38 protein-coding genes are annotated in these 25,040 nt (G+C 45.6%); all 38 read left to right on the forward strand.

Features of this window, described 5'->3' with window-relative positions:
• Positions 1-103: 103 nt before the first annotated feature.
• The 38 genes from rpoC (at position 104) to truA (ending at position 25,024) form a co-directional block, all read left to right on the forward strand.
• Complete coding sequence (rpoC, locus tag B4V02_RS02830) at positions 104-3,718, forward strand: DNA-directed RNA polymerase subunit beta' (RefSeq protein ID WP_094153691.1); 3,615 nt, start codon at positions 104-106, stop codon at positions 3,716-3,718.
• Positions 3,719-3,936: 218 nt separating this feature from the next.
• Entirely contained in the window at positions 3,937-4,188 is a 252-nt protein-coding gene (locus B4V02_RS02835) for a ribosomal L7Ae/L30e/S12e/Gadd45 family protein (RefSeq protein ID WP_007432588.1), read from the forward strand.
• Between the two features lie 144 nt (positions 4,189-4,332).
• Entirely contained in the window at positions 4,333-4,755 is a 423-nt protein-coding gene (rpsL, locus tag B4V02_RS02840; protein ID WP_007432587.1) for a 30S ribosomal protein S12, read from the forward strand.
• A gap of 50 nt (positions 4,756-4,805) precedes the next feature.
• Positions 4,806-5,276, forward strand: coding sequence for a 30S ribosomal protein S7 (rpsG, locus tag B4V02_RS02845; protein WP_007432586.1), 471 nt, complete (start codon positions 4,806-4,808; stop codon positions 5,274-5,276).
• Between the two features lie 47 nt (positions 5,277-5,323).
• Positions 5,324-7,402: an elongation factor G gene (fusA, locus tag B4V02_RS02850; protein WP_007432585.1), complete on the forward strand. Its 2,079-nt coding sequence runs from the start codon at positions 5,324-5,326 to the stop codon at positions 7,400-7,402.
• 94 nt (positions 7,403-7,496) lie between these two features.
• Positions 7,497-8,687 (forward strand): elongation factor Tu, encoded by a 1,191-nt coding sequence (gene tuf, locus B4V02_RS02855; protein WP_007432584.1) that lies wholly within the window; start codon positions 7,497-7,499, stop codon positions 8,685-8,687.
• A gap of 340 nt (positions 8,688-9,027) precedes the next feature.
• A complete protein-coding gene (gene rpsJ / locus B4V02_RS02860; RefSeq protein ID WP_006676490.1) occupies positions 9,028-9,336 on the forward strand; it encodes a 30S ribosomal protein S10 in 309 nt (102 codons plus the stop codon).
• Positions 9,337-9,368: 32 nt separating this feature from the next.
• Positions 9,369-9,992: a 50S ribosomal protein L3 gene (rplC, locus tag B4V02_RS02865; protein ID WP_043891340.1), complete on the forward strand. Its 624-nt coding sequence runs from the start codon at positions 9,369-9,371 to the stop codon at positions 9,990-9,992.
• Positions 9,993-10,018: 26 nt separating this feature from the next.
• The gene (gene rplD, locus B4V02_RS02870; RefSeq protein WP_007432582.1) at positions 10,019-10,642 is read left to right on the forward strand and encodes a 50S ribosomal protein L4; all 624 of its coding nucleotides are present in this window, start codon (positions 10,019-10,021) and stop codon (positions 10,640-10,642) included.
• Positions 10,642-10,932: a 50S ribosomal protein L23 gene (gene rplW / locus B4V02_RS02875; protein WP_007432581.1), complete on the forward strand. Its 291-nt coding sequence runs from the start codon at positions 10,642-10,644 to the stop codon at positions 10,930-10,932. Before rplD ends, rplW begins: the two co-directional genes overlap by 1 nt.
• Positions 10,933-10,962: 30 nt before the next feature.
• Positions 10,963-11,793, forward strand: coding sequence for a 50S ribosomal protein L2 (rplB, locus tag B4V02_RS02880; RefSeq protein WP_010348809.1), 831 nt, complete (start codon positions 10,963-10,965; stop codon positions 11,791-11,793).
• A 72-nt stretch (positions 11,794-11,865) separates the two neighbouring features.
• Positions 11,866-12,144 carry a 30S ribosomal protein S19 gene (gene rpsS / locus B4V02_RS02885; protein WP_007432579.1) on the forward strand — a complete coding sequence of 93 codons (279 nt, stop codon included), beginning with the start codon at positions 11,866-11,868 and terminating at the stop codon, positions 12,142-12,144.
• Between the two features lie 35 nt (positions 12,145-12,179).
• On the forward strand, positions 12,180-12,512 hold the full coding sequence (rplV, locus tag B4V02_RS02890; RefSeq protein WP_007432578.1) for a 50S ribosomal protein L22: 333 nt from the start codon (positions 12,180-12,182) through the stop codon (positions 12,510-12,512).
• Between the two features lie 13 nt (positions 12,513-12,525).
• A complete protein-coding gene (gene rpsC / locus B4V02_RS02895) occupies positions 12,526-13,191 on the forward strand; it encodes a 30S ribosomal protein S3 (protein ID WP_007432577.1) in 666 nt (221 codons plus the stop codon).
• Positions 13,192-13,193: 2 nt separating this feature from the next.
• Positions 13,194-13,628: a 50S ribosomal protein L16 gene (rplP, locus tag B4V02_RS02900; protein ID WP_007432576.1), complete on the forward strand. Its 435-nt coding sequence runs from the start codon at positions 13,194-13,196 to the stop codon at positions 13,626-13,628.
• Positions 13,618-13,815, forward strand: coding sequence for a 50S ribosomal protein L29 (gene rpmC, locus B4V02_RS02905; protein WP_007432575.1), 198 nt, complete (start codon positions 13,618-13,620; stop codon positions 13,813-13,815). The genes rplP and rpmC overlap by 11 nt, the downstream gene beginning before the upstream one ends.
• A gap of 50 nt (positions 13,816-13,865) precedes the next feature.
• Positions 13,866-14,129 carry a 30S ribosomal protein S17 gene (gene rpsQ / locus B4V02_RS02910; protein WP_007432574.1) on the forward strand — a complete coding sequence of 88 codons (264 nt, stop codon included), beginning with the start codon at positions 13,866-13,868 and terminating at the stop codon, positions 14,127-14,129.
• A 34-nt stretch (positions 14,130-14,163) separates the two neighbouring features.
• Positions 14,164-14,532: a 50S ribosomal protein L14 gene (gene rplN, locus B4V02_RS02915; RefSeq protein WP_007432573.1), complete on the forward strand. Its 369-nt coding sequence runs from the start codon at positions 14,164-14,166 to the stop codon at positions 14,530-14,532.
• Between the two features lie 36 nt (positions 14,533-14,568).
• Positions 14,569-14,922: a 50S ribosomal protein L24 gene (gene rplX, locus B4V02_RS02920; RefSeq protein ID WP_007432572.1), complete on the forward strand. Its 354-nt coding sequence runs from the start codon at positions 14,569-14,571 to the stop codon at positions 14,920-14,922.
• 32 nt (positions 14,923-14,954) lie between these two features.
• Entirely contained in the window at positions 14,955-15,500 is a 546-nt protein-coding gene (rplE, locus tag B4V02_RS02925; RefSeq protein WP_007432571.1) for a 50S ribosomal protein L5, read from the forward strand.
• A 75-nt stretch (positions 15,501-15,575) separates the two neighbouring features.
• Positions 15,576-15,761: a type Z 30S ribosomal protein S14 gene (locus B4V02_RS02930; RefSeq protein ID WP_010348808.1), complete on the forward strand. Its 186-nt coding sequence runs from the start codon at positions 15,576-15,578 to the stop codon at positions 15,759-15,761.
• 32 nt (positions 15,762-15,793) lie between these two features.
• Complete coding sequence (gene rpsH, locus B4V02_RS02935; protein WP_007432570.1) at positions 15,794-16,192, forward strand: 30S ribosomal protein S8; 399 nt, start codon at positions 15,794-15,796, stop codon at positions 16,190-16,192.
• Between the two features lie 33 nt (positions 16,193-16,225).
• Positions 16,226-16,768: a 50S ribosomal protein L6 gene (rplF, locus tag B4V02_RS02940; protein ID WP_016818652.1), complete on the forward strand. Its 543-nt coding sequence runs from the start codon at positions 16,226-16,228 to the stop codon at positions 16,766-16,768.
• 115 nt (positions 16,769-16,883) lie between these two features.
• On the forward strand, positions 16,884-17,252 hold the full coding sequence (rplR, locus tag B4V02_RS02945; protein ID WP_007432568.1) for a 50S ribosomal protein L18: 369 nt from the start codon (positions 16,884-16,886) through the stop codon (positions 17,250-17,252).
• A 27-nt stretch (positions 17,253-17,279) separates the two neighbouring features.
• Positions 17,280-17,777 (forward strand): 30S ribosomal protein S5, encoded by a 498-nt coding sequence (gene rpsE, locus B4V02_RS02950; protein ID WP_007432567.1) that lies wholly within the window; start codon positions 17,280-17,282, stop codon positions 17,775-17,777.
• A gap of 12 nt (positions 17,778-17,789) precedes the next feature.
• Entirely contained in the window at positions 17,790-17,975 is a 186-nt protein-coding gene (rpmD, locus tag B4V02_RS02955; protein ID WP_007432566.1) for a 50S ribosomal protein L30, read from the forward strand.
• A 43-nt stretch (positions 17,976-18,018) separates the two neighbouring features.
• Positions 18,019-18,459, forward strand: coding sequence for a 50S ribosomal protein L15 (rplO, locus tag B4V02_RS02960; RefSeq protein ID WP_007432565.1), 441 nt, complete (start codon positions 18,019-18,021; stop codon positions 18,457-18,459).
• Positions 18,459-19,757 carry a preprotein translocase subunit SecY gene (gene secY / locus B4V02_RS02965; protein ID WP_007432564.1) on the forward strand — a complete coding sequence of 433 codons (1,299 nt, stop codon included), beginning with the start codon at positions 18,459-18,461 and terminating at the stop codon, positions 19,755-19,757. Before rplO ends, secY begins: the two co-directional genes overlap by 1 nt.
• 89 nt (positions 19,758-19,846) lie before the next feature.
• A complete protein-coding gene (locus B4V02_RS02970; protein WP_007432563.1) occupies positions 19,847-20,491 on the forward strand; it encodes an adenylate kinase in 645 nt (214 codons plus the stop codon).
• A 5-nt stretch (positions 20,492-20,496) separates the two neighbouring features.
• Positions 20,497-21,036 carry a M24 family metallopeptidase gene (locus tag B4V02_RS02975; protein WP_094153692.1) on the forward strand — a complete coding sequence of 180 codons (540 nt, stop codon included), beginning with the start codon at positions 20,497-20,499 and terminating at the stop codon, positions 21,034-21,036.
• A 9-nt stretch (positions 21,037-21,045) separates the two neighbouring features.
• Positions 21,046-21,354, forward strand: a complete 309-nt coding sequence (locus B4V02_RS02980) for a KOW domain-containing RNA-binding protein (RefSeq protein WP_007432561.1) — start codon at positions 21,046-21,048, stop codon at positions 21,352-21,354.
• A 2-nt stretch (positions 21,355-21,356) separates the two neighbouring features.
• A complete protein-coding gene (gene infA / locus B4V02_RS02985) occupies positions 21,357-21,572 on the forward strand; it encodes a translation initiation factor IF-1 (RefSeq protein ID WP_006212898.1) in 216 nt (71 codons plus the stop codon).
• Between the two features lie 118 nt (positions 21,573-21,690).
• On the forward strand, positions 21,691-21,804 hold the full coding sequence (gene rpmJ / locus B4V02_RS02990) for a 50S ribosomal protein L36 (RefSeq protein ID WP_003333770.1): 114 nt from the start codon (positions 21,691-21,693) through the stop codon (positions 21,802-21,804).
• Positions 21,805-21,825: 21 nt separating this feature from the next.
• Entirely contained in the window at positions 21,826-22,194 is a 369-nt protein-coding gene (gene rpsM / locus B4V02_RS02995) for a 30S ribosomal protein S13 (RefSeq protein ID WP_007432560.1), read from the forward strand.
• Positions 22,195-22,213: 19 nt separating this feature from the next.
• The gene (gene rpsK / locus B4V02_RS03000) at positions 22,214-22,609 is read left to right on the forward strand and encodes a 30S ribosomal protein S11 (RefSeq protein WP_007432559.1); all 396 of its coding nucleotides are present in this window, start codon (positions 22,214-22,216) and stop codon (positions 22,607-22,609) included.
• A 135-nt stretch (positions 22,610-22,744) separates the two neighbouring features.
• Positions 22,745-23,689: a DNA-directed RNA polymerase subunit alpha gene (locus B4V02_RS03005; protein WP_007432558.1), complete on the forward strand. Its 945-nt coding sequence runs from the start codon at positions 22,745-22,747 to the stop codon at positions 23,687-23,689.
• A gap of 33 nt (positions 23,690-23,722) precedes the next feature.
• Positions 23,723-24,088 (forward strand): 50S ribosomal protein L17, encoded by a 366-nt coding sequence (gene rplQ, locus B4V02_RS03010; RefSeq protein WP_007432557.1) that lies wholly within the window; start codon positions 23,723-23,725, stop codon positions 24,086-24,088.
• A gap of 150 nt (positions 24,089-24,238) precedes the next feature.
• A complete protein-coding gene (truA, locus tag B4V02_RS03015; RefSeq protein ID WP_094153693.1) occupies positions 24,239-25,024 on the forward strand; it encodes a tRNA pseudouridine(38-40) synthase TruA in 786 nt (261 codons plus the stop codon).
• Positions 25,025-25,040 lie beyond the last annotated feature (16 nt).

The raw sequence follows: 25,040 nt of genomic DNA on the forward strand, positions 1-25,040 counted from the left end.
GCCTTGATCCATTTTAGGATGGAATGGGCTTCTTGATACCGCCCGGTTATGCCGGGCGGTATCAAACCTAAAAACTCAGGATTTGGTTAAGGAGGGTTGCTCCTTGTTGGACGTTAACAATTTCGAATATATGAAAATCGGGCTTGCTTCCCCCGAAAAAATTCGTTCTTGGTCCCGCGGAGAAGTCAAAAAACCGGAGACGATTAACTATCGTACGCTTAAACCGGAAAAAGAAGGACTATTTTGCGAGAAAATTTTTGGACCTACGAAAGATTGGGAATGTCATTGCGGTAAGTACAAACGTGTACGCTATAAAGGTGTTGTCTGTGACCGTTGTGGTGTAGAAGTTACCCGCGCTAAAGTTCGTCGTGAACGCATGGGACACATCGAGTTGGCTGCCCCTGTATCGCACATTTGGTACTTCAAAGGCATTCCAAGCCGTATGGGTCTTGCTCTTGATATGTCTCCAAGATCTCTCGAAGAGATCATTTACTTCGCATCTTATGTTGTAACTGATCCAGGAGATACGCCGCTGGAGAAAAAACAGCTTCTGTCCGAAAAAGAATACCGCAGCTACCGTGAAAAATACGGCTACGGATTCCAGGCAGGTATGGGTGCCGAAGCAGTTAAAAAGCTTCTTCAAGATTTGGACATCGATAAAGAACTGGAATTCCTGAAAGAAGAGCTGCGTACAGCTCAAGGACAACGTCGTAACCGTGCCATCAAGCGTCTTGAAGTTATCGAGGCGTTCCGTAACTCTGGCAACCAGCCGGATTGGATGATTATGGACGTACTGCCTGTTATTCCTCCTGAGCTTCGTCCTATGGTACAGCTGGATGGTGGACGTTTTGCTACTTCCGACCTGAATGATCTGTATCGCCGTGTTATTAACCGTAATAACCGTCTGAAACGCTTGTTAGATCTGGGTGCACCAGACATTATCGTGCAAAATGAAAAACGGATGCTGCAGGAAGCTGTTGACGCTCTGATTGATAATGGTCGTCGTGGTCGTCCTGTTACAGGTCCGGGTAACCGTCCTTTGAAATCCCTCAGCCATATGCTGAAAGGTAAACAAGGACGTTTCCGTCAAAACTTGCTCGGAAAACGTGTTGACTACTCCGGTCGTTCCGTTATCGTAGTAGGTCCGTACTTGAAGATGTACCAATGCGGTTTGCCGAAAGAAATGGCGCTGGAACTGTTTAAGCCTTTTGTTATGAAAGAACTTGTCAATAAAGGTCTGGCACACAACATCAAGAGCGCGAAGCGTAAAGTAGAGCGTGTGAGCGCAGAAGTATGGGATGTGCTCGAAGAAGTAATCAAGGAGCATCCGGTTCTTCTAAACCGTGCCCCTACGCTGCATAGACTGGGTATTCAAGCGTTTGAACCGATTTTGGTTGAAGGTCGTGCGATTCGTTTGCACCCACTCGTATGTACGGCATACAATGCCGACTTTGACGGTGACCAAATGGCGGTTCACGTTCCGTTGTCTGCGGAAGCTCAAGCAGAAGCTCGTCTGCTCATGCTGGCATCCGGCAACATTTTGAATCCAAAAGACGGCAAGCCTGTTGTTACTCCTTCCCAAGATATGGTCCTTGGTTCTTTCTATTTGACTATGGATAACAAGGAAGAAAAAGGAAGCAACATGATTCTCCGTAACCCGAATGAGGCGATCTCGGCTTACCAGCGCGGTACAGCGGGTCTTCATGCTCGTGTAGCTATTCCAGTTAAAGCTTTGAATAAAACGAGCTTTACAGAGAAGCAACAGGAAGCAATGTTGATTACAACAGTGGGTAAAATTATCTTTAATGAGATCTTCCCGGCAAGCTTCCCGTACATCAATGACGCTACTCGTGCCAACCTGCTTTATGGTACTGCGGAGGAGTTCTTTGTTTACGAGAAGGGTGCAGATCTTACTGAAGCCATCCAAAATGCTCCACAAGCTGGTGGGGTGGGCAAGGATTACCTTGGTAATATTATCGCTCGTTGCTTTGAGATTTACCATACGACAGAAACCGCTGTAATTCTGGATAAGATCAAGCAGCTTGGCTTTACGTATTCTACTCGTGCAGGTGTGACGGTTGCTGTGGCAGACGTAGTTGTGCCTCAAGAGAAACAGGATATTCTTAAAGCGTCTGACGATAAAGCACAAGTCGTAACAAATCAGTACCGTCGTGGTCTGATTACGAATGAGGAACGCTATGACCGGATTATTGATATTTGGTCCAAGGCTAAAGACGATATTACAGACATTTTGATGAAATCCATGGATCGCTACAACTCCATCATGATGATGGTTGACTCCAAAGCGCGTGGTAACAAATCACAGATTACCCAGCTCGGCGGTATGCGTGGACTGATGGCGAATCCATCCGGTCGTATTATCGAGCTCCCAATCAAATCGAATTTCCGTGAAGGTCTGACAGTACTCGAGTACTTCATCTCCACACACGGAGCGCGTAAAGGTTTGGCGGATACAGCCCTGCGTACGGCTGACTCTGGTTACCTGACTCGTCGTCTCGTTGATGTGGCACAGGATGTTATCGTGCGCGAAGATGACTGCGGAACGGATAAAGGCTTTACGGTAAGTCGTATCCAGGACGGCAAAGAAGTAATTGAGGACCTGTACGATCGTCTGGAAGGCCGTTATTGCTTCGAAACAGTACGTCATCCGGAGACCGGAGAGATCTTGGCTAGACGCAACGAACTGATTGACTCCAACAAAGCTGAAGCGATTGTTAAAGCTGGTGTAGAGAAGGTCCAAATTCGTTCCGTACTAAGCTGCCGCGCCAAACATGGCGTCTGCAAAAAGTGCTACGGTCGTAATCTGGCTACTGGTAAGCATGTTGAGATTGGTGAAGCGGTTGGTATTATCGCGGCGCAATCCATCGGTGAACCGGGAACACAGCTCACCATGCGTACGTTCCACACAGGCGGCGTAGCAGGAGACGATATTACACAAGGTTTGCCTCGTATCCAGGAGCTTTTCGAAGCGCGTAATCCTAAAGGTCAGGCAACCATCAGTGAAATTGACGGTATAGTTAAAGAAGTACGTGAAGGTAAAGACCGTCGTGAAATCGACATTCAGGGTGAAGCTGAAACGAAAACTTACTCGGTAACTTATGGTTCACGTCTGCGTGTAAGCGAAGGCATGACTGTTGAAGCCGGGGACGAACTGACGGATGGTTCAATTGACCCTAAAGAAATGCTGCGTATTAAAGGTATTCGCGGGGTACAAAACTATATCCTTCAGGAAGTTCAACGTGTATACCGAAATCAGGGCGTAGAAATCAACGATAAGCACGTGGAAGTTATGATTCGTCAAATGCTGCGTAAAATCCGTATCATTGATGCGGGTGACACGACGCTGCTTCCAGGCTCCTTTGTTGATGTGCATGAGTATGAAAATGCGAATAAGATAGCGATTCTCAGCGGACAGGAGCCAGCGGTAGCTAAACCGGTTCTGCTCGGTATTACCAAGGCGTCTCTGGAAACTGATTCCTTCTTGTCAGCAGCTTCCTTCCAGGAAACTACTCGTGTCCTGACCGATGCTGCCATTAAGGGCAAAGTCGATCAGTTGCTTGGTCTGAAAGAAAATGTAATTATCGGTAAGCTGATTCCTGCTGGAACAGGCATGAACCGCTACCGTAGTGTGAAATTTGCCCAGCCGGAAGAGGAGCAATCCTCATCTGAGGAACTTGAGCCGATTTCCGCTGAATAATAAAAAGCATTAATGCCCGGAGCATCTTATCCTTGCTGGAGTCTTGCGTAAAGGCTTCAGCAGGTAGTGTTCCGGTGTTTTTTCTGAAAATGAACATGTTAGCTTTGGTTAAGTAAATTATAGTTGATAATTGTCTTGACATTGTTAATAGTCAATGCTAATATAGCAAAGGTGCGTGAGCAGCCTATATGCTATTGGTCTTTTCGGAGGAATGAGATATGTCTAAAGAACAGGGACTGCAAGATGCTCATGTCAAAATCGGTACCAAACAAACCATTCGTATGGTAGAATTGGGCTTCGCCTCTGAAGTATATGTGGCAGAAGACGCAGATCAGCGTCTCACTTCCAACATCATTGCTTTGTGCAACAAGCAGGGAGTCAAAGTGACTCTCGTAGACACAATGAAAAATCTCGGAGCTGCATGTGGGATTGAAGTGGGGGCCGCAATGGCTGCTATCGTAAAACAATAGGGTAAGGAACGTTTTTGTCTAGGGAATTGTATTCTTGGCGGCAAAGACTTTTCATTTGTTCTTTTATGAACCGCCTGGGTCTGTGGGCTTAGAAAAAGGTTTATAAAGTAACAGCAAAAATTGAGGAAGGGGGTGGCAACCAACATGCCAACTATTAACCAACTGGTTCGTAAAGGACGTCAAGCCAAAATCGAGAAATCGAAATCACCGGCTTTGCAAAAAGGTTTTAATGCCTTGAAACGTGAAGCTACCGACATCAGTGCCCCGCAAAAACGCGGAGTGTGCACTCGTGTAGGTACTATGACTCCGAAAAAACCAAACTCCGCACTTCGTAAATATGCTCGTGTTCGTTTGACGAACCGTGTAGAGGTGACTGCTTACATTCCAGGTATTGGACATAACCTTCAAGAACACAGCGTAGTGCTGATTCGTGGCGGTCGTGTAAAAGACCTTCCGGGTGTGCGTTACCATATCGTTCGCGGTGCTTTGGATACTGCAGGCGTAAACAACCGCATGCAAGCTCGTTCCAAATACGGCGCAAAACGCCCTAAAGCTAAAAAATCCTAATGAATATAAACCGCGTATGCAGGTTTAACATGTAAGAAAGGGGGATATCCATGCCACGCAAAGGTCCAGTTACCAAAAGAGACGTGTTGCCAGATCCGGTATACAACAGCAAGTTGGTTACCCGCTTGATCAACCGCATCATGCTCGACGGAAAACGAGGCGTTGCTCAAAGCATTCTGTACAATGCGTTCAAGCTTATCCAAGAACGTACGGGGAATGACCCGATGGAAGTTTTTGAAGCAGCTATCAAGAATATCATGCCAGTCCTGGAAGTTAAAGCACGCCGTGTCGGCGGTGCCAACTACCAAGTACCAATCGAGGTAAAACCAGAAAGACGTACGTCCCTGGGATTACGTTGGCTCGTAAACTACTCCCGCAACCGCGGCGAGAAGACTATGGAAGAGCGTTTGGCGGCTGAGATTATCGATGCTTCCAACAACACAGGCGCTTCCGTGAAAAAACGTGAAGACACACACAAAATGGCTGAAGCGAACAAAGCGTTTGCTCACTATCGTTGGTAGGATTCAGCTCAAAAAAATAACTTCAATTTTGAAGGGAGACCCATTTCATGGCAAGAGAGTTCTCCTTGAAAAATACACGTAATATCGGGATCATGGCTCATATTGACGCGGGTAAAACCACAACAACAGAGCGGATCTTGTTCTACACAGGCCGTACGCACAAAATCGGTGAAGTTCACGAAGGCGCTGCGACAATGGACTGGATGGAACAAGAACAAGAGCGCGGAATCACGATTACTTCCGCTGCGACGACCGCTGCCTGGAAAGGTCACCGCGTCAATATCATCGACACCCCGGGGCACGTTGACTTCACTGTTGAAGTTGAACGTTCCCTTCGTGTATTGGACGGAGCAGTTGGTGTTTTCAGTGCGAAAGAAGGCGTTGAGCCTCAGTCCGAAACCGTATGGAGACAGGCTGATCGCTATGGCGTTCCTCGGATCGCATATGTAAACAAAATGGATATCATTGGTGCTGACTTCCTGAATGTTGTCTCTGACATGCGTGATCGCCTTCAAGCGAACGCAGTTGCGATTCAATTGCCAATCGGCGCTGAGAATGACTTTTTAGGTATCATTGATATCGTTGGACAAAAGGCTTATATGTACAAAGATGACCTTGGTCAAGATATCGAAGAAACCGAAATTCCTGCGGAATTCAAAGATCAAGTTGAAGAACTTCGCAACGAATTGATTGAGAAGGTTGCAGAACTGGACGAAGATTTGACTATGAAATACCTGGAAGGCGAAGAGATTTCCGTTGAAGAAATTAAAGCCGCTCTCCGTAAAGGTGTTGTAGAGGTTAAGATCTTCCCTGTTATCTGTGGATCTTCTTACCGTAACAAAGGTGTTCAGTTGATGCTGGATGCTGTTGTTGACTACCTGCCAGCTCCTATTGATGTACCAAGTATTCAAGGTCATCTGGAAGATGGAACGGAAGTTGAACGTCATTCTTCTGATGAAGAGCCTTTCTCCGCATTGGCCTTCAAAATTATGACGGATCCTTACGTGGGTAAATTGACATTCTTCCGCGTATATTCCGGTGTGCTTCAATCCGGTTCATACGTATTGAATGCAACAAAGGGCAAACGCGAACGTATCGGACGTATTCTTCAAATGCATGCGAACAGCCGTCAAGAAATCACTGAAGTTTACTCCGGTGATATTGCGGCAGCCGTAGGTTTGAAAGATACAGGTACAGGTGATACACTGTGTGATGAGAAGAATCCTGTTATTCTTGAGTCCATGAACTTCCCTGATCCGGTTATCGAAATCGCGGTTGAGCCTAAAACCAAAGCTGACCAAGACAAAATGGCAGTTGCCCTCGGCAAGTTGACCGAAGAAGATCCAACTCTTCGCGCTTCTACTAACGAAGAAACTGGCCAAACCATCTTGGCAGGTATGGGTGAGCTTCACTTGGACATTATCATTGACCGTATGCGTCGTGAGTTCAAAGTGGAAACCAATGTTGGTAAACCACAGGTAGCATACCGTGAAACATTCCGCGCTCCAGCGCGTGTTGAAGGTAAGTTTGTTCGCCAATCCGGTGGTCGTGGTCAGTACGGTCACGTATGGGTTGAGTTCGAACCACTCGAAGCAGGTACTGGTAGCCAGTTTGAAAGCAAGGTTGTCGGTGGTTCTGTTCCAAGAGAATACATCGGTCCTGCACTTGCTGGTATTGAAGAGCAAATGAAAAACGGTGTCCTGGCGGGCTTCCCGCTTGTGGACGTTAAAGCTACAATTGTGGATGGATCATACCATGATGTCGATTCCAATGAAATGGCATTTAAAATTGCCGGCTCAATGGCGCTGAAAGCAGCGAAAGACAAATGTAAACCAGTATTGCTTGAGCCAATTATGAAAGTTGAAGTAACGGTTCCAGAGGAATACATGGGTGACGTAATGGGTATGTTGAACTCCCGTCGTGGTCGGATTGAAGGTATGGATTCCCGTGGCGGTGCCCAAATCATTCGTGCAATGGTTCCATTGTCCGAAATGTTTGGATATTCGACTACACTTCGTTCCGGTACGCAAGGACGCGGTGTGTTCTCCATGGAGCTTCATCATTATGAAGAAGTTCCGAAGAGCATTGCTGAAGAGATCGTTGCCAAAACCAAAGGCGGCGAGTAATACAGTGTATTAGCTGATCGGTATACTCAAGGCTTTTCCAAAAAGTATCCGGCAGCCTAAAAATAAAACAAGTTATTGAGGAGGAATTGTTCAAATGGCAAAGGCTAAGTTTGAACGTAACAAACCGCACGTTAATATCGGTACTATTGGTCACGTCGACCATGGTAAAACAACTTTGACTGCTGCAATCACAACTGTACTTTCCAAAACTTACGGTGGTGCTGCTGTAGCGTTCGACCAAATCGATAAAGCTCCAGAAGAGCGCGAACGCGGTATCACAATCTCCACAGCACACGTGGAATACGAAACACCTAATCGTCACTATGCACACGTTGACTGCCCAGGTCACGCCGACTATGTTAAAAACATGATCACTGGCGCTGCACAAATGGACGGAGCGATTCTGGTTGTATCCGCAGCTGACGGCCCAATGCCACAAACTCGCGAACACATCCTGTTGTCCCGTCAAGTAGGCGTTCCTTACATCGTTGTATTCCTGAACAAATGCGACATGGTTGAAGACGAAGAATTGTTGGAACTGGTTGAAATGGAAGTTCGCGACTTGCTGAGCGAGTACGAATTCCCAGGCGACGACACTCCAATCACTCGTGGTTCCGCTCGTGAAGCACTGCAAAACCCAGAAGGCGACTGGGCTAAGAAAATCGTTGAAATGTTCGAAACAATCGACACTTACATCCCAACTCCAGAACGCGACACTGACAAGCCTTTCCTTATGCCTGTCGAGGACGTATTCTCCATCACTGGTCGTGGTACAGTTGCTACAGGCCGTGTAGAGCGTGGTACTGTTAAAGTCGGCGACGAAATCGAAATTATCGGTATTCAAGAAGAATCCCGTAAATCCGTTGTAACAGGCGTTGAAATGTTCCGCAAATTGCTTGACTCTGCTCAAGCTGGTGACAACATCGGCGCACTGCTTCGCGGTGTAGATCGCGCACAAATCGAGCGTGGCCAAGTATTGGCTAAACCGGGTTCTGTTAATCCACATACAGAATTCTCTGCTCAAATCTATGTTTTGACTAAAGAAGAGGGTGGACGTCACAAACCTTTCTTCACCGGATACCGTCCACAGTTCTACTTCCGTACAACTGACGTTACTGGTATCATCACTTTGCCAGAAGGTTCCGAAATGGTAATGCCTGGCGACAACATTACGGTTACTGTTCAACTGATCAGCCCAATCGCGATTGAAGAAGGAACTAAGTTCTCCATTCGTGAAGGCGGTCGTACAGTTGGTGCCGGTGCCGTAGCAACAATCTCTAAATAATAAGGCTGCAAGCCTTGAACATAGCAACATTGTACTGGAACGAGTAACATTGTACTGGAACGAAGCTACAACGAGCCCCTGCCCTGGTGCGGGGGCTTTTCTCTTGAATGAATGGCAAGCTGCGAGTGCAAGTGTATCTTTTTGAAAATAAGATGCATTGTTTTTTCGTTTTTGCTTGCAATAGGCAGAACTATTAGATATAATAACTAATGTTGTTTGTGACTGTGCGATGATGTGAGAGGTTACTGACACACCCGGCCCCTTTGCCATGGGAGGGTTGTCTGAAAATTTTCACGGAGTATGTCCGATACCAAATTGGGCGATAGAAGGAGGGACTAAAATGGCAAAGCAAAAAATTCGTATTCGTTTGAAAGCTTACGATCACAGAATTCTTGATCAATCCGCTGAGAAAATTGTTGAAACAGCTAAACGTTCGGGCGCTGGTGTATCCGGACCAATTCCGCTGCCAACTGAAAAACAAGTTATTACTATTCTCCGTGCGGTACACAAGTACAAGGATTCCCGGGAACAATTCGAAATGCGCACGCACAAGCGTCTGATCGACATTGTTAATCCGACTCCACAAACTGTGGATGCCTTGATGCGCTTGGACCTGCCGTCCGGTGTAGATATCGAAATTAAACTGTAATATGTGATTAGGAAAAGAAAAGAGGTGTCAACATGAAAGGTATCTTAGGAAGAAAACTCGGAATGACTCAAGTGTTTACCCCTGAAGGCAACGTGCTTGCTGTTACGGTTATCGAAGCGGGTCCTTGTGTTGTTCTGCAAAAGAAAGATCAGGAAAACGATGGATACGAAGCGATTCAACTCGGTTTCTCTGATAAAAAAGAAAAAAGATCCAATAAACCTGAAGCAGGACATGCGAAAAAAGCAAATACTGCACCTAAGCGCTACGTTCGTGAACTTCGTGGCATCGACCTTGCTGCGTACGAGGTTGGCCAAGAACTGAAGGCTGATGTCTTCACAGAAGGCGAATTCGTTGACGTAACAGGTATTTCTAAAGGTAAAGGGTTTGCTGGCGTTATCAAACGTTGGGGACAAAGCCGCGGACCAATGGCGCACGGCTCGCGTTACCACAGAGGTCCAGGTTCCATGGGCTCCATTCAAGCTAACCGCGTTCCTAAAGGTAAACACCTGCCAGGACACATGGGGCATGAAACGGTAACGATTCAACGTCTTGAAGTTGTTAAAGTTGATACAGAACGTAATGTATTGCTCGTGAAAGGTTCCATTCCTGGAGCTAAAAACAGCTTCGTTAAAGTATTAGAAACGGTAAAAAAATAAACGACTGAAGAAAGGAGGAACACGAAATGCCAAAAGTAGCACTTTTAAATATTAGTGGTAGCCAAGTAGGCGAGATTGAATTGAACGATGCAGTATTCGGTATCGAACCGAACAAACACGTTCTTCATGACGCTGTTGTTATGCAATTGGCTTCCCTGCGTCAAGGTACTCACAAAGTAAAAGGACGTTCTGAAGTACGTGGCGGCGGACGTAAGCCTTGGAAACAAAAAGGTACTGGCCGTGCTCGTCAAGGTTCGATCCGTGCACCGCAATGGGTTGGTGGCGGTACTGTATTCGGTCCGACTCCACGCAGCTACGCTTACAAATTGCCTAAAAAAGTTCGTCGTCTGGCGATCAAATCGGCATTGTCATCCAAAGTGATTGAGAATGAAATTATCGTATTGGACGCTCTTACACTGAACGGACCTAAAACGAAAGAATTCGCAGCCATTTTGAATAACCTTAAAGCTGATCGTAAAGCATTGATCGTAGCTCCTAGCTATGATGATAATGTTGCACTTTCCGCTCGTAATATTCCTGGTGTGAAGTTTGTAGCCGCAGACGGCATTAATGTTCTTGACGTGCTTGGACACGACAAACTGATCATTACGAAGGAAGCAGTTCAGAAGGTAGAGGAGGTGCTCGCGTAATGAAGGATCCTCGTGATATTATCAAACGTCCGGTTATCACCGAACGTACGGCTGGTATGATGAATGACTTGAAATACGTTTTCGAGGTTGACATTCGTTCTAACAAAGTCGAAATTAAAAAAGCAATCGAAGCGATCTTTAACGTGAAAGTAAGTAACGTAAATACGCTTCGCGTTCCTGCGAAACCAAAACGCTACGGACGTCATTCCGGCTATACGAGCGAGTGGAAAAAAGCGTTCGTAACGCTGAGCAAAGACAGTAAGCCGCTTGAGTTTTTTGAAACGGTATAATTGAAACTGTAAAGTAAGGAGGGAAACTCAGTGCCAATTAAAAAGTATAAACCAACGTCCCCGGCCAGACGTGCAATGTCTGTATCTACTTTCGAGGAGATCACAACAAATCAGCCCGAGAAATCGTTGCTGGCACCTCTGAGCAAGCAAGCTGGACGCAATAACCAAGGTAAAATTACAGTTCGTCATCAAGGCGGCGGACACAAACGTAAATACCGTATTATTGACTTCAAACGTAACAAAGATGGAATACCGGGCCGCGTTGCTACGATCGAATATGATCCGAACCGTACGTCCAACATCGCACTTATCCACTATGTGGATGGTGAAAAACGTTACATCATCGCTCCTAAAGGTTTGAAAGTAGGAGACGAAGTGGTATCCGGTCCGGATTCCGATATCAAAATCGGTAACTCCTTGCCATTGGAAAACATTCCAGTAGGTACGGTTATCCACAACATCGAATTGAAACCGGGCAAAGGTGGCCAACTCGTTCGTGCTGCTGGTACGGAAGCCCAACTTCTTGGTAAAGAAGAGAAGTATGTAACAATTCGTTTGACTTCTGGCGAAGTTCGTCGCATTCTGAAAGTTTGCCGCGCTACAATTGGTTCTGTTGGTAACGAAGACCACGAACTTGTTAAGATCGGTAAAGCCGGTCGTAGTCGTTGGTTGGGACAACGTCCTGAAGTTCGTGGTGTTGTTATGAACCCTAACGATCACCCACACGGTGGTGGTGAAGGTCGCGCTCCAATCGGACGTAAATCTCCAATGTCTCCATGGGGCAAACCAACCCTTGGTTACAAAACGCGTAAAAAAGGTAAAGCATCTGATAAATACATCGTTCGTCGTCGTACTAAGTAATGAAACGTGCGCTTAAGCCGCACGTTAACATTTTAAGGAACGACAACGTTTTAACGAAGGGAGGATTCATAAATGGGTCGCAGTCTCAAAAAAGGACCATTCATTGATGGTTACTTGCTGAAAAAAGTAGAGGTTTTGAACGAGTCGGACAAAAAAGTCGTGATCAAAACTTGGTCCCGTCGCTCTACGATTTTCCCGCAATTTATCGGACATACGTTTGGTGTATACGATGGTCGTAAACATGTACCAGTATACGTAACGGAAGATATGGTCGGACACAAACTGGGCGAATTCGCTCCAACGCGTACGTACAAAGGCCATACGGATGACGATAAGAAAACAAGAAGATAATCAACACAGCGTAGTGTTTGAGAGGAGGTAACTCAATGGAAGCAAAAGCACATGCTAAATCCGTGCGGATTTCCGCTCGCAAAGTGAAACTTGTTATCGATTTGATTCGTGGCAAGCAGGTTGGTGAGGCGATTGCAATTCTTCGTCACACTCCGAAATCCGCTTCTCCAGTCGTTGAGAAATTGTTGAATTCTGCAATCGCAAATGCAGATCACAACTACTCTATGGACGTAAATAAATTGGTAGTATCTGAGGTTTTCGTAAACCAAGGTCCTACAATGAAACGGTTCCGCCCGCGTGCAATGGGTCGCGCAAGCCGCATCAATAAACGCACCAGTCATATTACTCTGGTGGTATCTGAAAAATAAGGAGGGAAAACGTGTGGGCCAAAAGGTAAATCCCGTCGGACTCCGAATCGGTATTATCCGTGATTGGGAATCCAAATGGTATGCAGGCAAAGATTTCGGTGATCTTTTGCTGGAAGACGTTAAGATTCGTGAGCATCTGAAGAAAAGATTGAAAGACTCCGCTGTATCCCGTGTTGAAATCGAGAGAGCAGCTAACCGCGTCAACGTAACGATTCACACTGCGAAACCAGGTATGGTTATCGGTAAGGGTGGTTCCGAAGTTGAAAACCTGCGTAATGAAATCACTAAAATTGCAGGCGGTAAAAAGGTACACATCAATATCTCTGAAATTAAAAATCCTGAACTGGATGCAATTCTGGTTGCTGAAAGCATTGCACAACAATTGGAACGTCGTGTTTCTTTCCGTCGTGCATTGAAACAAGCAATTCAAAGAACTATGCGTTCCGGAGCAAAAGGAATTAAAACTCAAGTAGGCGGACGTCTTGGCGGTGCCGAAATCGCTCGTTCCGAAGGGTACAGCGAAGGAACTGTTCCACTGCACACGCTTCGTGCTGACATCGACTACGGTACAGCAGAGGCTCATACTACTTATGGCCGTCTTGGCGTAAAAGTATGGATCTATCGTGGAGAAGTTCTTCCTCCAGCTAAGAAACAAGCTCCTCAGGAAGGAGGCAACTAATCATGTTGGTACCTAAACGCGTAAAACATCGTAAACAACAACGTGGTCACATGAAGGGTCGTGCAAAAGGCGGTACTACACTGAATTTTGGTGAGTACGGTTTGCAAGCTACTGAACCAGCATGGATCACTAACCGTCAAATCGAAGCTGCTCGTATTGCGATGACTCGTTACATCAAACGTGGTGGTAAGGTTTGGATTAAAATTTTCCCTGACAAACCAATTACTCAAAAGCCTCTTGAGGTTCGTATGGGTAGTGGTAAAGGTAACGTAGAAAAATGGGTTGCAGTAGTGAAACCAGGTAAGATCATGTTTGAACTTGCTGGTGTACCGGAAGAGATTGCTCGTGAAGCAATGCGTCTTGCCGCTCACAAACTGCCAATCAAAACTAAGTTTGTGAAACGTGAAGAATTGGGTGGTGAAGCAAATGAAGGCTAGTGAATTCCGCAACCTAACCACTGCTGAAATCGAACAAAAGATCTCTGGTTTTAAAGAAGAACTTTTTAACCTTCGTTTTCAACTCGCTACCGGTCAGCTTGATAACCCGACTCGGATCGGCGCTGTGCGTAAGGAAATTGCTCGTGCTAAAACTGTGATCCGTGAAAGAGAACTTGGGATTAGCTAAGATATTAGACCGGGTGGGAAATCCGCCTGTAATTAGGAAGGAGGCCAACAATGAGCGAACGTAATGCCCGTAAAGTATTAGTCGGTAAAGTAGTTAGCGACAAAATGGATAAAACGATTGTGATTGCTGTAGAAACCTACAAAAAGCATGATCTCTACCATAAACGCATTAAAGTGACTAAAAAATTCAAAGCTCATGATGAAAACAACACTGCACAAATCGGTGATACTGTTAAAATCATGGAAACTCGTCCTTTGTCCAAAGACAAAAACTGGAGACTGGTCGAAATCGTTGAAAAAGCTGTTATAATCTAATGTAGCGTAGTTTTTCCGAAAGGAGGATAAATAAATGATTCAACCATTTACACGTTTGACTGTGGCTGACAATTCCGGCGCGAAGGAACTGATGTGTATCCGTGTGCTCGGTGGTACGGGACGTCGTACAGCTCAAATTGGTGACCTGATCGTTTGTTCCGTAAAACAAGCAACACCAGGCGGCGTTGTCAAAAAGGGTGATGTAGTAAGAGCGGTTGTCGTTCGTACTAAACGTTCTATCCGCCGTAAAGACGGTTCCTACATCGGATTTGATGAGAACGCAGCAGTGGTCGTTAAAGAAGACAAGAGCCCACGCGGTACTCGTATTTTCGGACCAGTTGCTCGCGAACTTCGTGACAAGGACTTCATGAAAATCGTTTCCTTGGCTCCGGAAGTGATCTAAATTCACCTTAAAATGTGCCCGTAGGAGGTGTACGAAATGCCAAAAGTGAAAAAAGTTCTGGAATCCCATAACAACAAGCTGCACGTCAAAAAGGACGATACTGTTCTGGTGATTACAGGTAAAGATAAAGGTAAAAAAGGTCGCGTTATCGCTGCTTACCCTCGTCAAAACCGTGTGCTTGTGGAAGGTGTTAACATGATTAAAAAACACCAGAAGCCTAATCAGCTGAATCCACAAGGCGGCATCATCGAGAAAGAAGCTCCGATTCACGTTTCCAACGTTATGCACATTGATCCGAAGAGCGGAAAAGTAACTCGTATTGGTTACAAAGTATTGGACAACGGAAAAAAAGTGCGTATTGCAAAACGTTCTGGCGAAGTGATCGACTAATTATTTTTTTGAAGAAAGGAGGACTATGATTCATGGCAACAACAAGAATGAAAGAACGTTTCTTGAAAGAAATCACTCCTGCTTTGATGCAGAAGTTCAACTATACAACAGTGATGCAAGTGCCTAAAATCGAGAAAGTTGTAATCAACATGGGTGTTGGCGACGCAGTTCAAAACTCCAAAGTGCTTGATTCAGCTCTCAATGACATGCAGCTGATTGCTGGTCAAAAACCAGTTATCACTCGCGCTAAAAAATCTATTGCAGGTTTTAAATTGCGTGAAAACATGCCAATCGGTGTTAAGGTAACACTTCGTGGCGAGCGTATGTATTATTTCTTGGACAAATTGTTCAACATTACGCTTCCTCGCGTGCGTGACTTCCATGGTGTATCAACAAAAGCTTTTGACGGACGTGGTAACTACACGCTTGGTCTGAAAGAACAGTTGATCTTCCCGGAAATCGAGTATGATCAAGTTGATAAAGTTCGTGGTATGGACATCGTTATCGTAACGACTGCCAAAACTGACGAAGAGTCCCGTGAGCTTCTGACTCAGCTGGGCATGCCTTTCGCAAAGTAATGTTGGCATAACGTTTTGGGCGTCTGATTTAAAGGACCCCTGTTCTCCGAAACTATTTAGGAGGTGTCAGGCTAAGTGGCAAAAACTTCAATGAAAGTCAAACAACAACGCGCACCAAAGTTTAAAGTTCGTGCTTACACTCGTTGTGAGCGTTGTGGTCGTCCACATTCGGTGCTGCAAAAGTTTAAAATCTGCAGAATTTGCTTCCGTGAATTAGCTTATAAAGGCCAGATTCCTGGCGTGAAAAAAGCAAGCTGGTAAAAAGTCCTGTTTGGGAAGGAGGTTTATACACAATGACTATGTCTGATCCAATTGCAGATATGCTTACTCGTATTCGTAACGCGAACACTGTTCGTCACGAAACGGTAGAAATGCCTGCATCTACAATGAAAAAACAAATCGCCGACATCCTGAAACGTGAAGGATTCATTCGTGATGCGGAATTTGTTGAAGATAGCAAACAAGGGATCATCCGTATTTTCTTGAAATACGGTGCGAACAACGAGCGTGTTATTACAGGCTTGAAAAGAATCAGTAAACCAGGTCTTCGCGTTTACACGAAGAGCAATGAGATTCCACGCGTTCTGGGTGGACTCGGGATCGCAATCATTTCAACATCCAAAGGTATCATGACTGATAAAGAAGCACGTCAGTCCAAAGCCGGCGGAGAAGTGGTTTGCTACGTTTGGTAAGATAACGTTTAAAAGATAGGAGGTGCAACAGATATGTCCCGTATTGGTCGTAAACCAATCACAGTACCAAGTGGTGTTGACGTAACTTTGAATAACACAGTGATCACAGTTAAAGGTCCTAAAGGAACATTGACTCGTGAGCTTCACAAAGACATGTCCGTTACTGTGGAAAACAATGAAATTAATGTAGTTCGTCCTTCGGACAACAAACTTCACCGTTCTTTGCATGGAACAACCCGCAGCGTTGTTAACAACATGGTAAGTGGTGTAACTGAAGGCTTTTCCAAATCTCTGGAGCTGGTTGGGGTCGGATATCGTGCAAGCAAATCCGGAGATAAAATCGTTCTGAACGTTGGATACTCTCACCCGGTTGAAATCACACCGGAAGCGGGCATCGAATTCGAAGTTCCTTCGAACACTAAAATCATCGTTCGCGGAATTGATAAAGAGCGTGTAGGTGCCTACGCTGCTAAAATTCGTTCCGTTCGTGAACCTGAACCGTACAAAGGTAAAGGGATTAAATACGAAGGCGAGCGCATCATCCGTAAAGAAGGTAAAGCCGGTAAGAAGAAATAAGTTTCTTACCGACTTTGTGCGGTCTTTCTGCAGGAAAGATTTTGTACTTCTTTTTTACCCAGTGCGTCTTAGTATAAAGCTTTAAAAGGCAAACTGAAGGGAGTGAAAACTTGAGATGATTACAAAACAAGATAAAAATAAAGCACGTGTCAGAAGACATCTGCGTGTACGTAAAAAAATCGAAGGTACGGCTGTACGCCCTCGTCTGAACGTGTTCCGCTCTTCCAAGCATATCTACGCGCAACTGATTGATGATGTAGCTGGTGTAACATTGGTATCTGCATCCACTATGGATAAAGAACTGAGCAGCGAAATCAAAAACGGTGGTAGTGTTGAAGCAGCTCGTAAGGTTGGCGAACTCGTTGCTAAACGTGCAAAAGAAAAAGGTCATGCTAACATCGTATTTGACCGTGGTGGATACTTGTATCATGGACGAATTCAAGCTTTGGCTGATGCAGCTCGCGAAGCAGGCCTTGAATTCTAAGACATTTCTCAAAAGGAGGTTAACGACTTGCGTGTAGATCCGAATACTTTGGAACTGACTGAAAGAGTAGTAAATATTAACCGTGTAGCTAAAGTTGTCAAAGGCGGACGCCGTTTCAGCTTCAGTGCTCTGGTAGTAGTGGGCGACGGCAACGGCTGGGTAGGCGCTGGAATCGGTAAAGCTGGCGAAGTACCTGATGCGATTCGCAAAGGTATTGAAGATGCTAAGAAAAACCTGATTCACGTTCCACTCGTAGGCACAACAATTCCTCACCTTGTTACAGGTAAGTTCGGTGCTGGCCGGGTTCTGTTGAAACCGGCATCGGAAGGTACTGGGGTTATCGCTGGTGGTCCAGTGCGTGCTGTACTGGAGCTTGCTGGTGTAGGTGATATCTTGACAAAATCTCTGGGTTCTTCGAATTCCATGAATATGGTCAATGCGACTTTGGAAGGTTTGTCCCGCTTGAAACGCGCTGAAGAAGTTGCAAAATTGCGTGGCAAATCCATCGAAGAGCTGCTGGGCTAAGGAGGGAATATCATGGCGAAATTAGAAATTACCCTCGTTCGTTCGTTGATCGGCCGTCCTGGTACTCAGAGAACGACTGTTAAGACGCTCGGCTTGCGTAAAATCAACCATAAAGTAGTTCAACCAGACAATGCAGCAATTCGTGGGATGATTAATAAAGTTAGCCATTTGGTTTCTGTTAAAGAAATCGAGGCTTAAGAAACAAAGCATTTTAAGAATAATCAAGGAGGTGCAACGAACGATGAAGTTACATGAGCTTTCCCCAGCTCCAGGTTCCCGCAAAGAACGTAAACGTTTGGGTCGTGGTCCTAGTAGTGGTACGGGTAAAACTTCTGGTCGTGGTCATAAGGGTCAAAACGCTCGTTCCGGCGGTGGTGTACGTCCGGGCTTCGAGGGTGGTCAAAATCCACTGTATCGTCGCTTGCCTAAACGCGGTTTCGTAAATCCTACTCGTAAAGAGTATGCGGTTTTGAATATCGAAGATTTAAACAGTTTTGCAGCAGGTACAGAAGTAAGTCCTGAGTTTTTGCTGAACAATGGCATTGTGAAAGACGCGAAGTCCGGAATTAAAATTCTGGGTAACGGTGAAATCACTGTGAAATTGACAGTTAAAGCGAACAAGTTCTCTCAATCTGCGGTAGAGAAAATTGAAGCTGCCGGCGGTAAAACCGAGGTGATCTAATGTTCAAGACCCTGAAAAATATATGGCGAGTTGAGGATCTTAGAACCCGTATTCTGTTCACCCTGTTTATACTTTTGGTATACCGTATTGGCTCCTTCGTGCCGGTTCCCGGCGTGAACAAGCAAGTCTTTACATCTCAGGATCAGGCAGGAAGCGAGTTATTCGGACTCCTTAATACCTTCTCGGGGGGCGCTTTGTATCAGTTTTCGATCTTCGCCCTCGGGATTATGCCATATATTACAGCGTCTATCATTGTACAGTTGCTGTCGATGGACGTGATTCCGAAACTTGCGGAATGGGCTAAACAAGGAGAACATGGTAAAAAGAAGTTGGCTCAAATTACACGGTATGGTACGGTAATACTGGGTTTGATTCAAGCTTTCGGAACGTCGATTGGCTTTAACCGACTGTATGGTGCAGCAATGATTCCTGGAGCGACTTTTGCTGATTATTTGGTAATTGCAATTGTGCTTACAGCAGGAACTACGTTCCTTATGTGGCTTGGTGAGCAAATTACTGAAAAAGGAATCGGCAATGGTATCTCCATTGTTATCTTTGCAGGGATTGCGGCAGGTATTCCAAGACATATTCGCACGATTGTAGAATCCCAGTTTATTCAGGCAGATCAGCTGTTCATGAATATTCTGAAAGCAATTATTATTGCCTTGGTAGTTATTCTGATTATTGTTGGTGTTATCTACATCCAGCAAGGTATTCGGAAAATACCAGTACAATATGCGAAACGTGTAGTTGGTAACAAAATGTACGGTGGCCAGAATACGCATATTCCGATGAAGATTAATGCGGCAGGCGTTATTCCGGTAATTTTTGCGGTATCATTGCTGCAATTCCCGACTATTATTGCGAGTTTTTGGGCGGATCATGCGTGGGCTAAGTGGATTACCACTTACTTGTATTATGACAAGCCACTAGGCATGGTTTTGTATGTCGTAATGATTATCGGTTTCACATTCTTCTATACCTTTGTACAGATGAATCCGCAGCAAATGGCCGACAACATGAAGAAAAACGGCGGTTATATTCCGGGAATTCGCCCGGGTAAAGCTACGGAAAAATACCTGACACGAGTAATGTCACGGTTGACAATGACAGGGGCTTTGTTCCTTGCAGTCATATCCGTATTGCCGGTATTCTTTGGTTCGCTTTCGGGCTTGCCTCGTTCCGTGCAAATTGGCGGTACTTCACTGCTCATTATTATCGGTGTTGCATTGGATACAATGAAGCAAATCGAAAGCCAACTGATTAAACGCCATTACAAAGGCTTCATCAACAAATAGGCAATAGGTTCCGGCTTAGGATGTTCGCATGCTTACCGGCACCTTTTGTGCTGTTTCTTGTGTAGGGGTCGTCTGAGGAGTGACAGGTTGTGAATATTTTGATCATGGGCCCTCCGGGGGCTGGTAAAGGTACACAAGCAGATGTCATTGTGAAGGAATTCGGCATTCCTCATATCTCGACAGGTGATGCATTTCGCCTGGCGATGAAACAGGGAACACCTATTGGCATTAAAGCCAAAGAATATATCGACAAGGGCGAACTTGTTCCAGATGACGTAACAATCGGTATCGTTGAAGAACGGCTGCAACAGTCGGACTGCAAGAAAGGGTTCTTGCTGGACGGGTTTCCAAGAACTTTAGCTCAGGCTGAAGCCTTGGATCAAATTCTGGGTCGTTTGAACACGAAGCTTGATGATGTTGTCAACCTGAAAGTGGATCGTGACAACTTATTGGCACGAATCACAGGACGGCGGGTTTGCAAAAGTTGTGGTTCTAGCTATCATGTTGTCTTTAATCCTCCTAAGGTTGAAGGCATCTGTGATAAAGACGGCGGGGAGCTCTATCAGCGCCCTGACGATAACGAAGATAGCGTAAGAACACGACTAGACGAATATAGTAATAAAACAGCACCACTCCTCACGTTTTATGAGAACCAGAATCTTCTGCGTCATATTGACGGAGAACAGGATATTGATGTGGTTTCCCAAAATATCGTGTCCTTGTTGCGGGGTTAGCTGTAATGATCATTTGCAAGTCGGAAACGGAATTAAGCTTTATGAGGAAAGCTAAGAGGATGGAGAAGGAAACGATTCATTGCTTGGCAGGACACATCGAGCCCGGTTTTACGATCGGTAAACTTGATCATTTAGCTGATTGGTATATTCGCAGTCAGGGAGCTGTGCCGTCTTTTAAAGGTTATAACGGTTTTCCTGCTAGCATTTGCGCTTCAGTCAACGAACAACTGGTGCACGGATTTCCCGGCAGACGCAAGTTAAACAAAGGCGATATCCTCGCGAAAACTCGCCAGTTTACAATGTCGCATGCCATTCGGCAATATATTGAGAATCCAAACCGTGGTATTCCCGAACAGGGGCCGAGGCTGAAAACCGGCATTGAGCTGGCTATTGAATCGTTGATTCAAATAGGTTCTCGCCATATAGGGACGCTGGAAGACAACTGGATGGTCGTTACGGTGGGCTTGGTTCCTTGTGCTCATAACGGGCACACGAAGACGGTCGCAACGGACGGCATGGACATTTTCACGAAACTGAGTGCGTAGGTGATTGGAATGATTCAGCAAGGAAGCCTGCAAATCGGTCAGCTGGTGAAGATTCTGAAAGGCAGAGGTGCCGGACAGATTGCGGTTGTCGTTTCAATAGCGGACAGCAGGTTTGTATATATTGCGGATGGGGATAAACGAAAGTTTGATCAAGCGAAGAAGAAAAATGTTCTTCATTTGATGCCTCAGTCTAAGATTAGTAGCGAGATTGTAAACAGTTTAAACGAAAGCGGTCGGGTGACGAACGGAAAGCTGCGTCACGCAGTGAAAACTTTCCTGGACTCGTCCGAATACCAAGCTGAAGAGAAAGGAGACTGACTTTGGCCAAAGAAGATGTCATTGAGGTTGAAGGTACGGTAATCGAGCCCCTGCCGAACGCTACGTTCAAGGTAGAGCTAGAGAACGGTCATCAAATTCTTGCTCATGTTTCCGGAAAGCTGCGGATGCACTTTATCCGTATTTTGACAGGCGACAAGGTGGTTGTACAGTTATCGCCTTACGATTTAACGAAAGGCCGTATAACGTACCGCAAGTAATTCATGCAGGTTTTTATTAAACGTACGTCATTTAAAAAAACTTGTTTTGCTCGGCAAAACGATGTGAATGTTCACGAAGCGAGTTTTACCAGGGTAAAGCTTGGAGGAGGTAATCAACATGAAGGTAAGACCTTCTGTAAAACCTATTTGCGAGAAATGCAAAGTCATTCGCCGCAAAGGGAATGTAATGGTTATTTGCGAAAATCCGAAACACAAACAAAAACAAGGTTAATAGAAGGGGGTGTAGCGTAAAATGGCTCGTATAGCTGGTGTGGATTTACCACGTGACAAACGCGTTGAGATCGCCTTGACTTACATTTTCGGAATCGGTAAAACGACTTCTCAGAAAATTTTGAAGGAAACAGGCATCAGTGCAAACACGCGTGTTCGTGATTTGACTGAAGATGAAGTGAGCAAATTACGTGAAACGATCGACAAAGAAGTTAAAGTAGAAGGCGATCTGCGTCGTGAAATTTCCTTGAATATTAAACGTCTGACTGAGATTGGCTGCTACCGTGGTGTTCGTCACCGTCGGGGATTGCCTGTTCGCGGACAACGTACTAAAACCAATGCTCGTACGCGTAAAGGTCCTCGTCGGACTGTAGCGAACAAAAAGAAATAAGAAGGGAGGATAACATTCAATGGCTAAACCGAAAAAAGTTGTACGTACAAAACGCCGTGACCGTAAAAATATCGAGAGTGGCGTGGCACACATCCGTTCCACGTTCAACAACACGATCGTTACGATCACAGATCCACACGGTAACGCAATCTCTTGGGCAAGCTCAGGCGGTATGGGATTCCGCGGTTCCCGTAAATCTACTCCATTTGCAGCGCAAATGGCCGCAGAAACTGCTGCTAAAGCTGCAATGGAACACGGCATGAAAACTGTCGAAGTTATGGTTAAAGGACCAGGTGCTGGCCGCGAAGCAGCAATCCGCTCTTTGCAAGCTGCTGGTCTGGAAGTTAACCTGATTAAAGACGTAACTCCGGTACCTCATAACGGATGCCGTCCTCCAAAACGTCGTCGCGTCTAATGAGATTTCTCCTCTGCGTGTAGTATAGATCCGGCACAAATTGCCAAGAATGGATGTTTAGGTATACTGCATGATTGACTATGGATAAGGTGAATGTTTCATATAGGAGCGACGTTTTGAAGGAGGGATATTGCAGTGATAGAAATCGAAAAGCCGAAAATTGAGACGGTTGACGTCAATGATGATGGCACCTATGGAAAATTCGTAGTAGAACCGCTGGAACGCGGATACGGTACGACGCTGGGGAACTCTCTTCGCCGTATTCTGTTATCCTCGTTACCGGGGGCAGCAGTCACATCGGTTCAGATCGATGGGGTTCTGCACGAGTTTGCAACGGTTCCCGGTGTGAAGGAAGACGTAACGGAGATCATACTGAACTTGAAAGCTTTATCGCTTAAAATCCACTCGGATGAAGAGAAGGTACTCGAAATCGATGCGGAAGGCGAAGGAGTTGTAACGGCAGGAGATATCCGTGCGGATAGTGATGTGGAAATTCTTAATCCGGATCTTCACATTGCTACTCTCGGACCGGGTTCGAGACTTCACATGCGTATTTTTGCCAATCGTGGTCGCGGTTACGTTAAGCAGGATCGGAATAAACGTGATGACCAGCCGATCGGCGTCATTCCCGTCGACTCCATCTACACTCCGATTGCACGCGTGAACTACGGCGTAGAAAATACGCGTGTCGGCCAGGTTACGAATTATGACAAGCTGACACTTGAGGTTTGGACTGACGGAAGTATTCGACCTGAGGAAGCAGTGAGCCTTGGAGCCAAAATTTTGACCGAGCATGTAATGTTGTTCGTGGGTCTCACGGACGAAGCAAAAGATGCGGAAATTATGGTCGAAAAAGAAGAAGATAAGAAAGAAAAAGTTCTTGAAATGACGATCGAAGAGCTGGATCTCTCCGTCCGTTCCTATAACTGCCTTAAGCGCGCTGGTATCAATACGGTACAAGAACTCACGACTAAATCTGAAGAAGATATGATGAAGGTTCGCAACTTGGGCCGCAAATCTTTGGAAGAAGTACAAGAGAAGCTTGAGGAACTTGGTTTAGGACTTCGTACGGAAGAATAGACAGCGACGTTTTTGTGAAGGAGGGGAAATTACATGGCATACCAAAAATTGGGTCGTAACTCTAGTGCCCGTAAAGCTTTGTTTCGTGATTTGGTAACCGATCTGTTCTTGTACGAGCGTATCCAAACTACTGAGGCTAAAGCAAAAGAAGTTCGTTCTATTGCTGAAAAACTGATCACCAAAGCGAAAAAAGGGGATCTGCACGCACGCCGTCAAGTGGCTGCGTTCGTTCGCCGTGAAACTGTTGATGGTGAGCAGGATGCAATCCAAAAACTGTTTAGCGAATTGGCTACACGTTACAATGAGCGTCCAGGTGGATACACTCGTATCTTGAAACTGGGACCTCGTCGTGGCGACGCTGCTCCAATGGTATATCTGGAATTGGTTGACCGCGCGTAGACAGGCGAAGATGAGGGAAGGGTGGACAGAATCAGTTTGATTCTGAACAACCCTTTTTTTCTCTTGGAGAAGTCCGGAGGGACTTCTCCTTTGCTATGTTCGGTTAATCCTCATAGGCCCAGAGATTACCCTGTAAAGGTGTGAAGAAATGTGCGGAACTTGTGCATGAAAGTGAACTACGACGGAACCGAGTATGATGGTTTTCAGACTCAGCCCAATGGCAATACGATTCAGGATTATCTGGAGAGTGCTATATGCTCATTGACAGGTGAACGTCTTAAAATCACAGGTTCCGGTCGCACAGACGCTGGTGTACATGCATATGGGCAAGTATTTAATTTTCATACCGAGTCGCCTATTCCTATTGAACGTTGGTGCCTTGCCCTAAATGCGTGGTTGCCCCGTGATATTATTGTTACGGATGCGAGAGAGGTGCCGTTGACTTTCCACGCGCGCCGCATGGCGAAGCGGAAGACTTATCGGTACAGCATTAATGCTAACCGATTTCCAGACATCTTTCACCGTCGTACACAGGCGCATCACCCAACAAAATTAGATGTACAAGCAATGGAGCAGGGACTGGCACATTTAATAGGGACCTTTGACTATACTTCGTTTGCATCCCGACGTTCCCAGAAGACGAATCATGTCCGCACAATTTATGAAGCCTATATGACGGTAGACCATTCCTTTTCACGTCCGGGCTCGGATGATCAGGGAATTATTCATACTTATATTACAGGTAGCGGATTTTTGCAGCACATGGTTCGGATTATTATGGGAACTCTGCTCGAAGTGGGAGAAGGAAAGAAATCTGCCGACGATATTCCATTTATTTTAGAGGCGAAAAATCGCTCAAAGGCAGGACCTACAGCAGTAGGACATGCTTTAACTCTCTGGAGTGTGGAGTATGAAGAAAACATCAAAAAACATTGATTTTTCCCTTGCGAAT

Origin of the sequence: Paenibacillus kribbensis, assembly GCF_002240415.1 — a bacterium.
Taxonomy (GTDB): domain Bacteria; phylum Bacillota; class Bacilli; order Paenibacillales; family Paenibacillaceae; genus Paenibacillus; species Paenibacillus kribbensis.

Excerpts from the sequence above, each read along its gene's own strand:
- B4V02_RS02835 (WP_007432588.1), top strand. The coding sequence starts at position 3,937 with ATGTCTAAAGAACAGGGACTGCAAGATGCTCATGTCAAAATCGGTACC.
- rpsL (WP_007432587.1), top strand. The coding sequence starts at position 4,333 with ATGCCAACTATTAACCAACTGGTTCGTAAAGGACGTCAAGCCAAAATC.
- rpsG (WP_007432586.1), top strand. The coding sequence starts at position 4,806 with ATGCCACGCAAAGGTCCAGTTACCAAAAGAGACGTGTTGCCAGATCCG.
- fusA (WP_007432585.1), top strand. The coding sequence starts at position 5,324 with ATGGCAAGAGAGTTCTCCTTGAAAAATACACGTAATATCGGGATCATG.
- tuf (WP_007432584.1), top strand. The coding sequence starts at position 7,497 with ATGGCAAAGGCTAAGTTTGAACGTAACAAACCGCACGTTAATATCGGT.
- rpsJ (WP_006676490.1), top strand. The coding sequence starts at position 9,028 with ATGGCAAAGCAAAAAATTCGTATTCGTTTGAAAGCTTACGATCACAGA.
- rplC (WP_043891340.1), top strand. The coding sequence starts at position 9,369 with ATGAAAGGTATCTTAGGAAGAAAACTCGGAATGACTCAAGTGTTTACC.
- rplD (WP_007432582.1), top strand. The coding sequence starts at position 10,019 with ATGCCAAAAGTAGCACTTTTAAATATTAGTGGTAGCCAAGTAGGCGAG.
- rplW (WP_007432581.1), top strand. The coding sequence starts at position 10,642 with ATGAAGGATCCTCGTGATATTATCAAACGTCCGGTTATCACCGAACGT.
- rpsS (WP_007432579.1), top strand. The coding sequence starts at position 11,866 with ATGGGTCGCAGTCTCAAAAAAGGACCATTCATTGATGGTTACTTGCTG.
- rplV (WP_007432578.1), top strand. The coding sequence starts at position 12,180 with ATGGAAGCAAAAGCACATGCTAAATCCGTGCGGATTTCCGCTCGCAAA.
- rplP (WP_007432576.1), top strand. The coding sequence starts at position 13,194 with ATGTTGGTACCTAAACGCGTAAAACATCGTAAACAACAACGTGGTCAC.
- rpmC (WP_007432575.1), top strand. The coding sequence starts at position 13,618 with ATGAAGGCTAGTGAATTCCGCAACCTAACCACTGCTGAAATCGAACAA.
- rpsQ (WP_007432574.1), top strand. The coding sequence starts at position 13,866 with ATGAGCGAACGTAATGCCCGTAAAGTATTAGTCGGTAAAGTAGTTAGC.
- rplN (WP_007432573.1), top strand. The coding sequence starts at position 14,164 with ATGATTCAACCATTTACACGTTTGACTGTGGCTGACAATTCCGGCGCG.
- rplX (WP_007432572.1), top strand. The coding sequence starts at position 14,569 with ATGCCAAAAGTGAAAAAAGTTCTGGAATCCCATAACAACAAGCTGCAC.
- rplE (WP_007432571.1), top strand. The coding sequence starts at position 14,955 with ATGGCAACAACAAGAATGAAAGAACGTTTCTTGAAAGAAATCACTCCT.
- rpsH (WP_007432570.1), top strand. The coding sequence starts at position 15,794 with ATGACTATGTCTGATCCAATTGCAGATATGCTTACTCGTATTCGTAAC.
- rplF (WP_016818652.1), top strand. The coding sequence starts at position 16,226 with ATGTCCCGTATTGGTCGTAAACCAATCACAGTACCAAGTGGTGTTGAC.
- rplR (WP_007432568.1), top strand. The coding sequence starts at position 16,884 with ATGATTACAAAACAAGATAAAAATAAAGCACGTGTCAGAAGACATCTG.
- rpmD (WP_007432566.1), top strand. The coding sequence starts at position 17,790 with ATGGCGAAATTAGAAATTACCCTCGTTCGTTCGTTGATCGGCCGTCCT.
- rplO (WP_007432565.1), top strand. The coding sequence starts at position 18,019 with ATGAAGTTACATGAGCTTTCCCCAGCTCCAGGTTCCCGCAAAGAACGT.
- secY (WP_007432564.1), top strand. The coding sequence starts at position 18,459 with ATGTTCAAGACCCTGAAAAATATATGGCGAGTTGAGGATCTTAGAACC.
- B4V02_RS02975 (WP_094153692.1), top strand. The coding sequence starts at position 20,497 with ATGATCATTTGCAAGTCGGAAACGGAATTAAGCTTTATGAGGAAAGCT.
- B4V02_RS02980 (WP_007432561.1), top strand. The coding sequence starts at position 21,046 with ATGATTCAGCAAGGAAGCCTGCAAATCGGTCAGCTGGTGAAGATTCTG.
- rpmJ (WP_003333770.1), top strand. The coding sequence starts at position 21,691 with ATGAAGGTAAGACCTTCTGTAAAACCTATTTGCGAGAAATGCAAAGTC.
- rpsM (WP_007432560.1), top strand. The coding sequence starts at position 21,826 with ATGGCTCGTATAGCTGGTGTGGATTTACCACGTGACAAACGCGTTGAG.
- rpsK (WP_007432559.1), top strand. The coding sequence starts at position 22,214 with ATGGCTAAACCGAAAAAAGTTGTACGTACAAAACGCCGTGACCGTAAA.
- rplQ (WP_007432557.1), top strand. The coding sequence starts at position 23,723 with ATGGCATACCAAAAATTGGGTCGTAACTCTAGTGCCCGTAAAGCTTTG.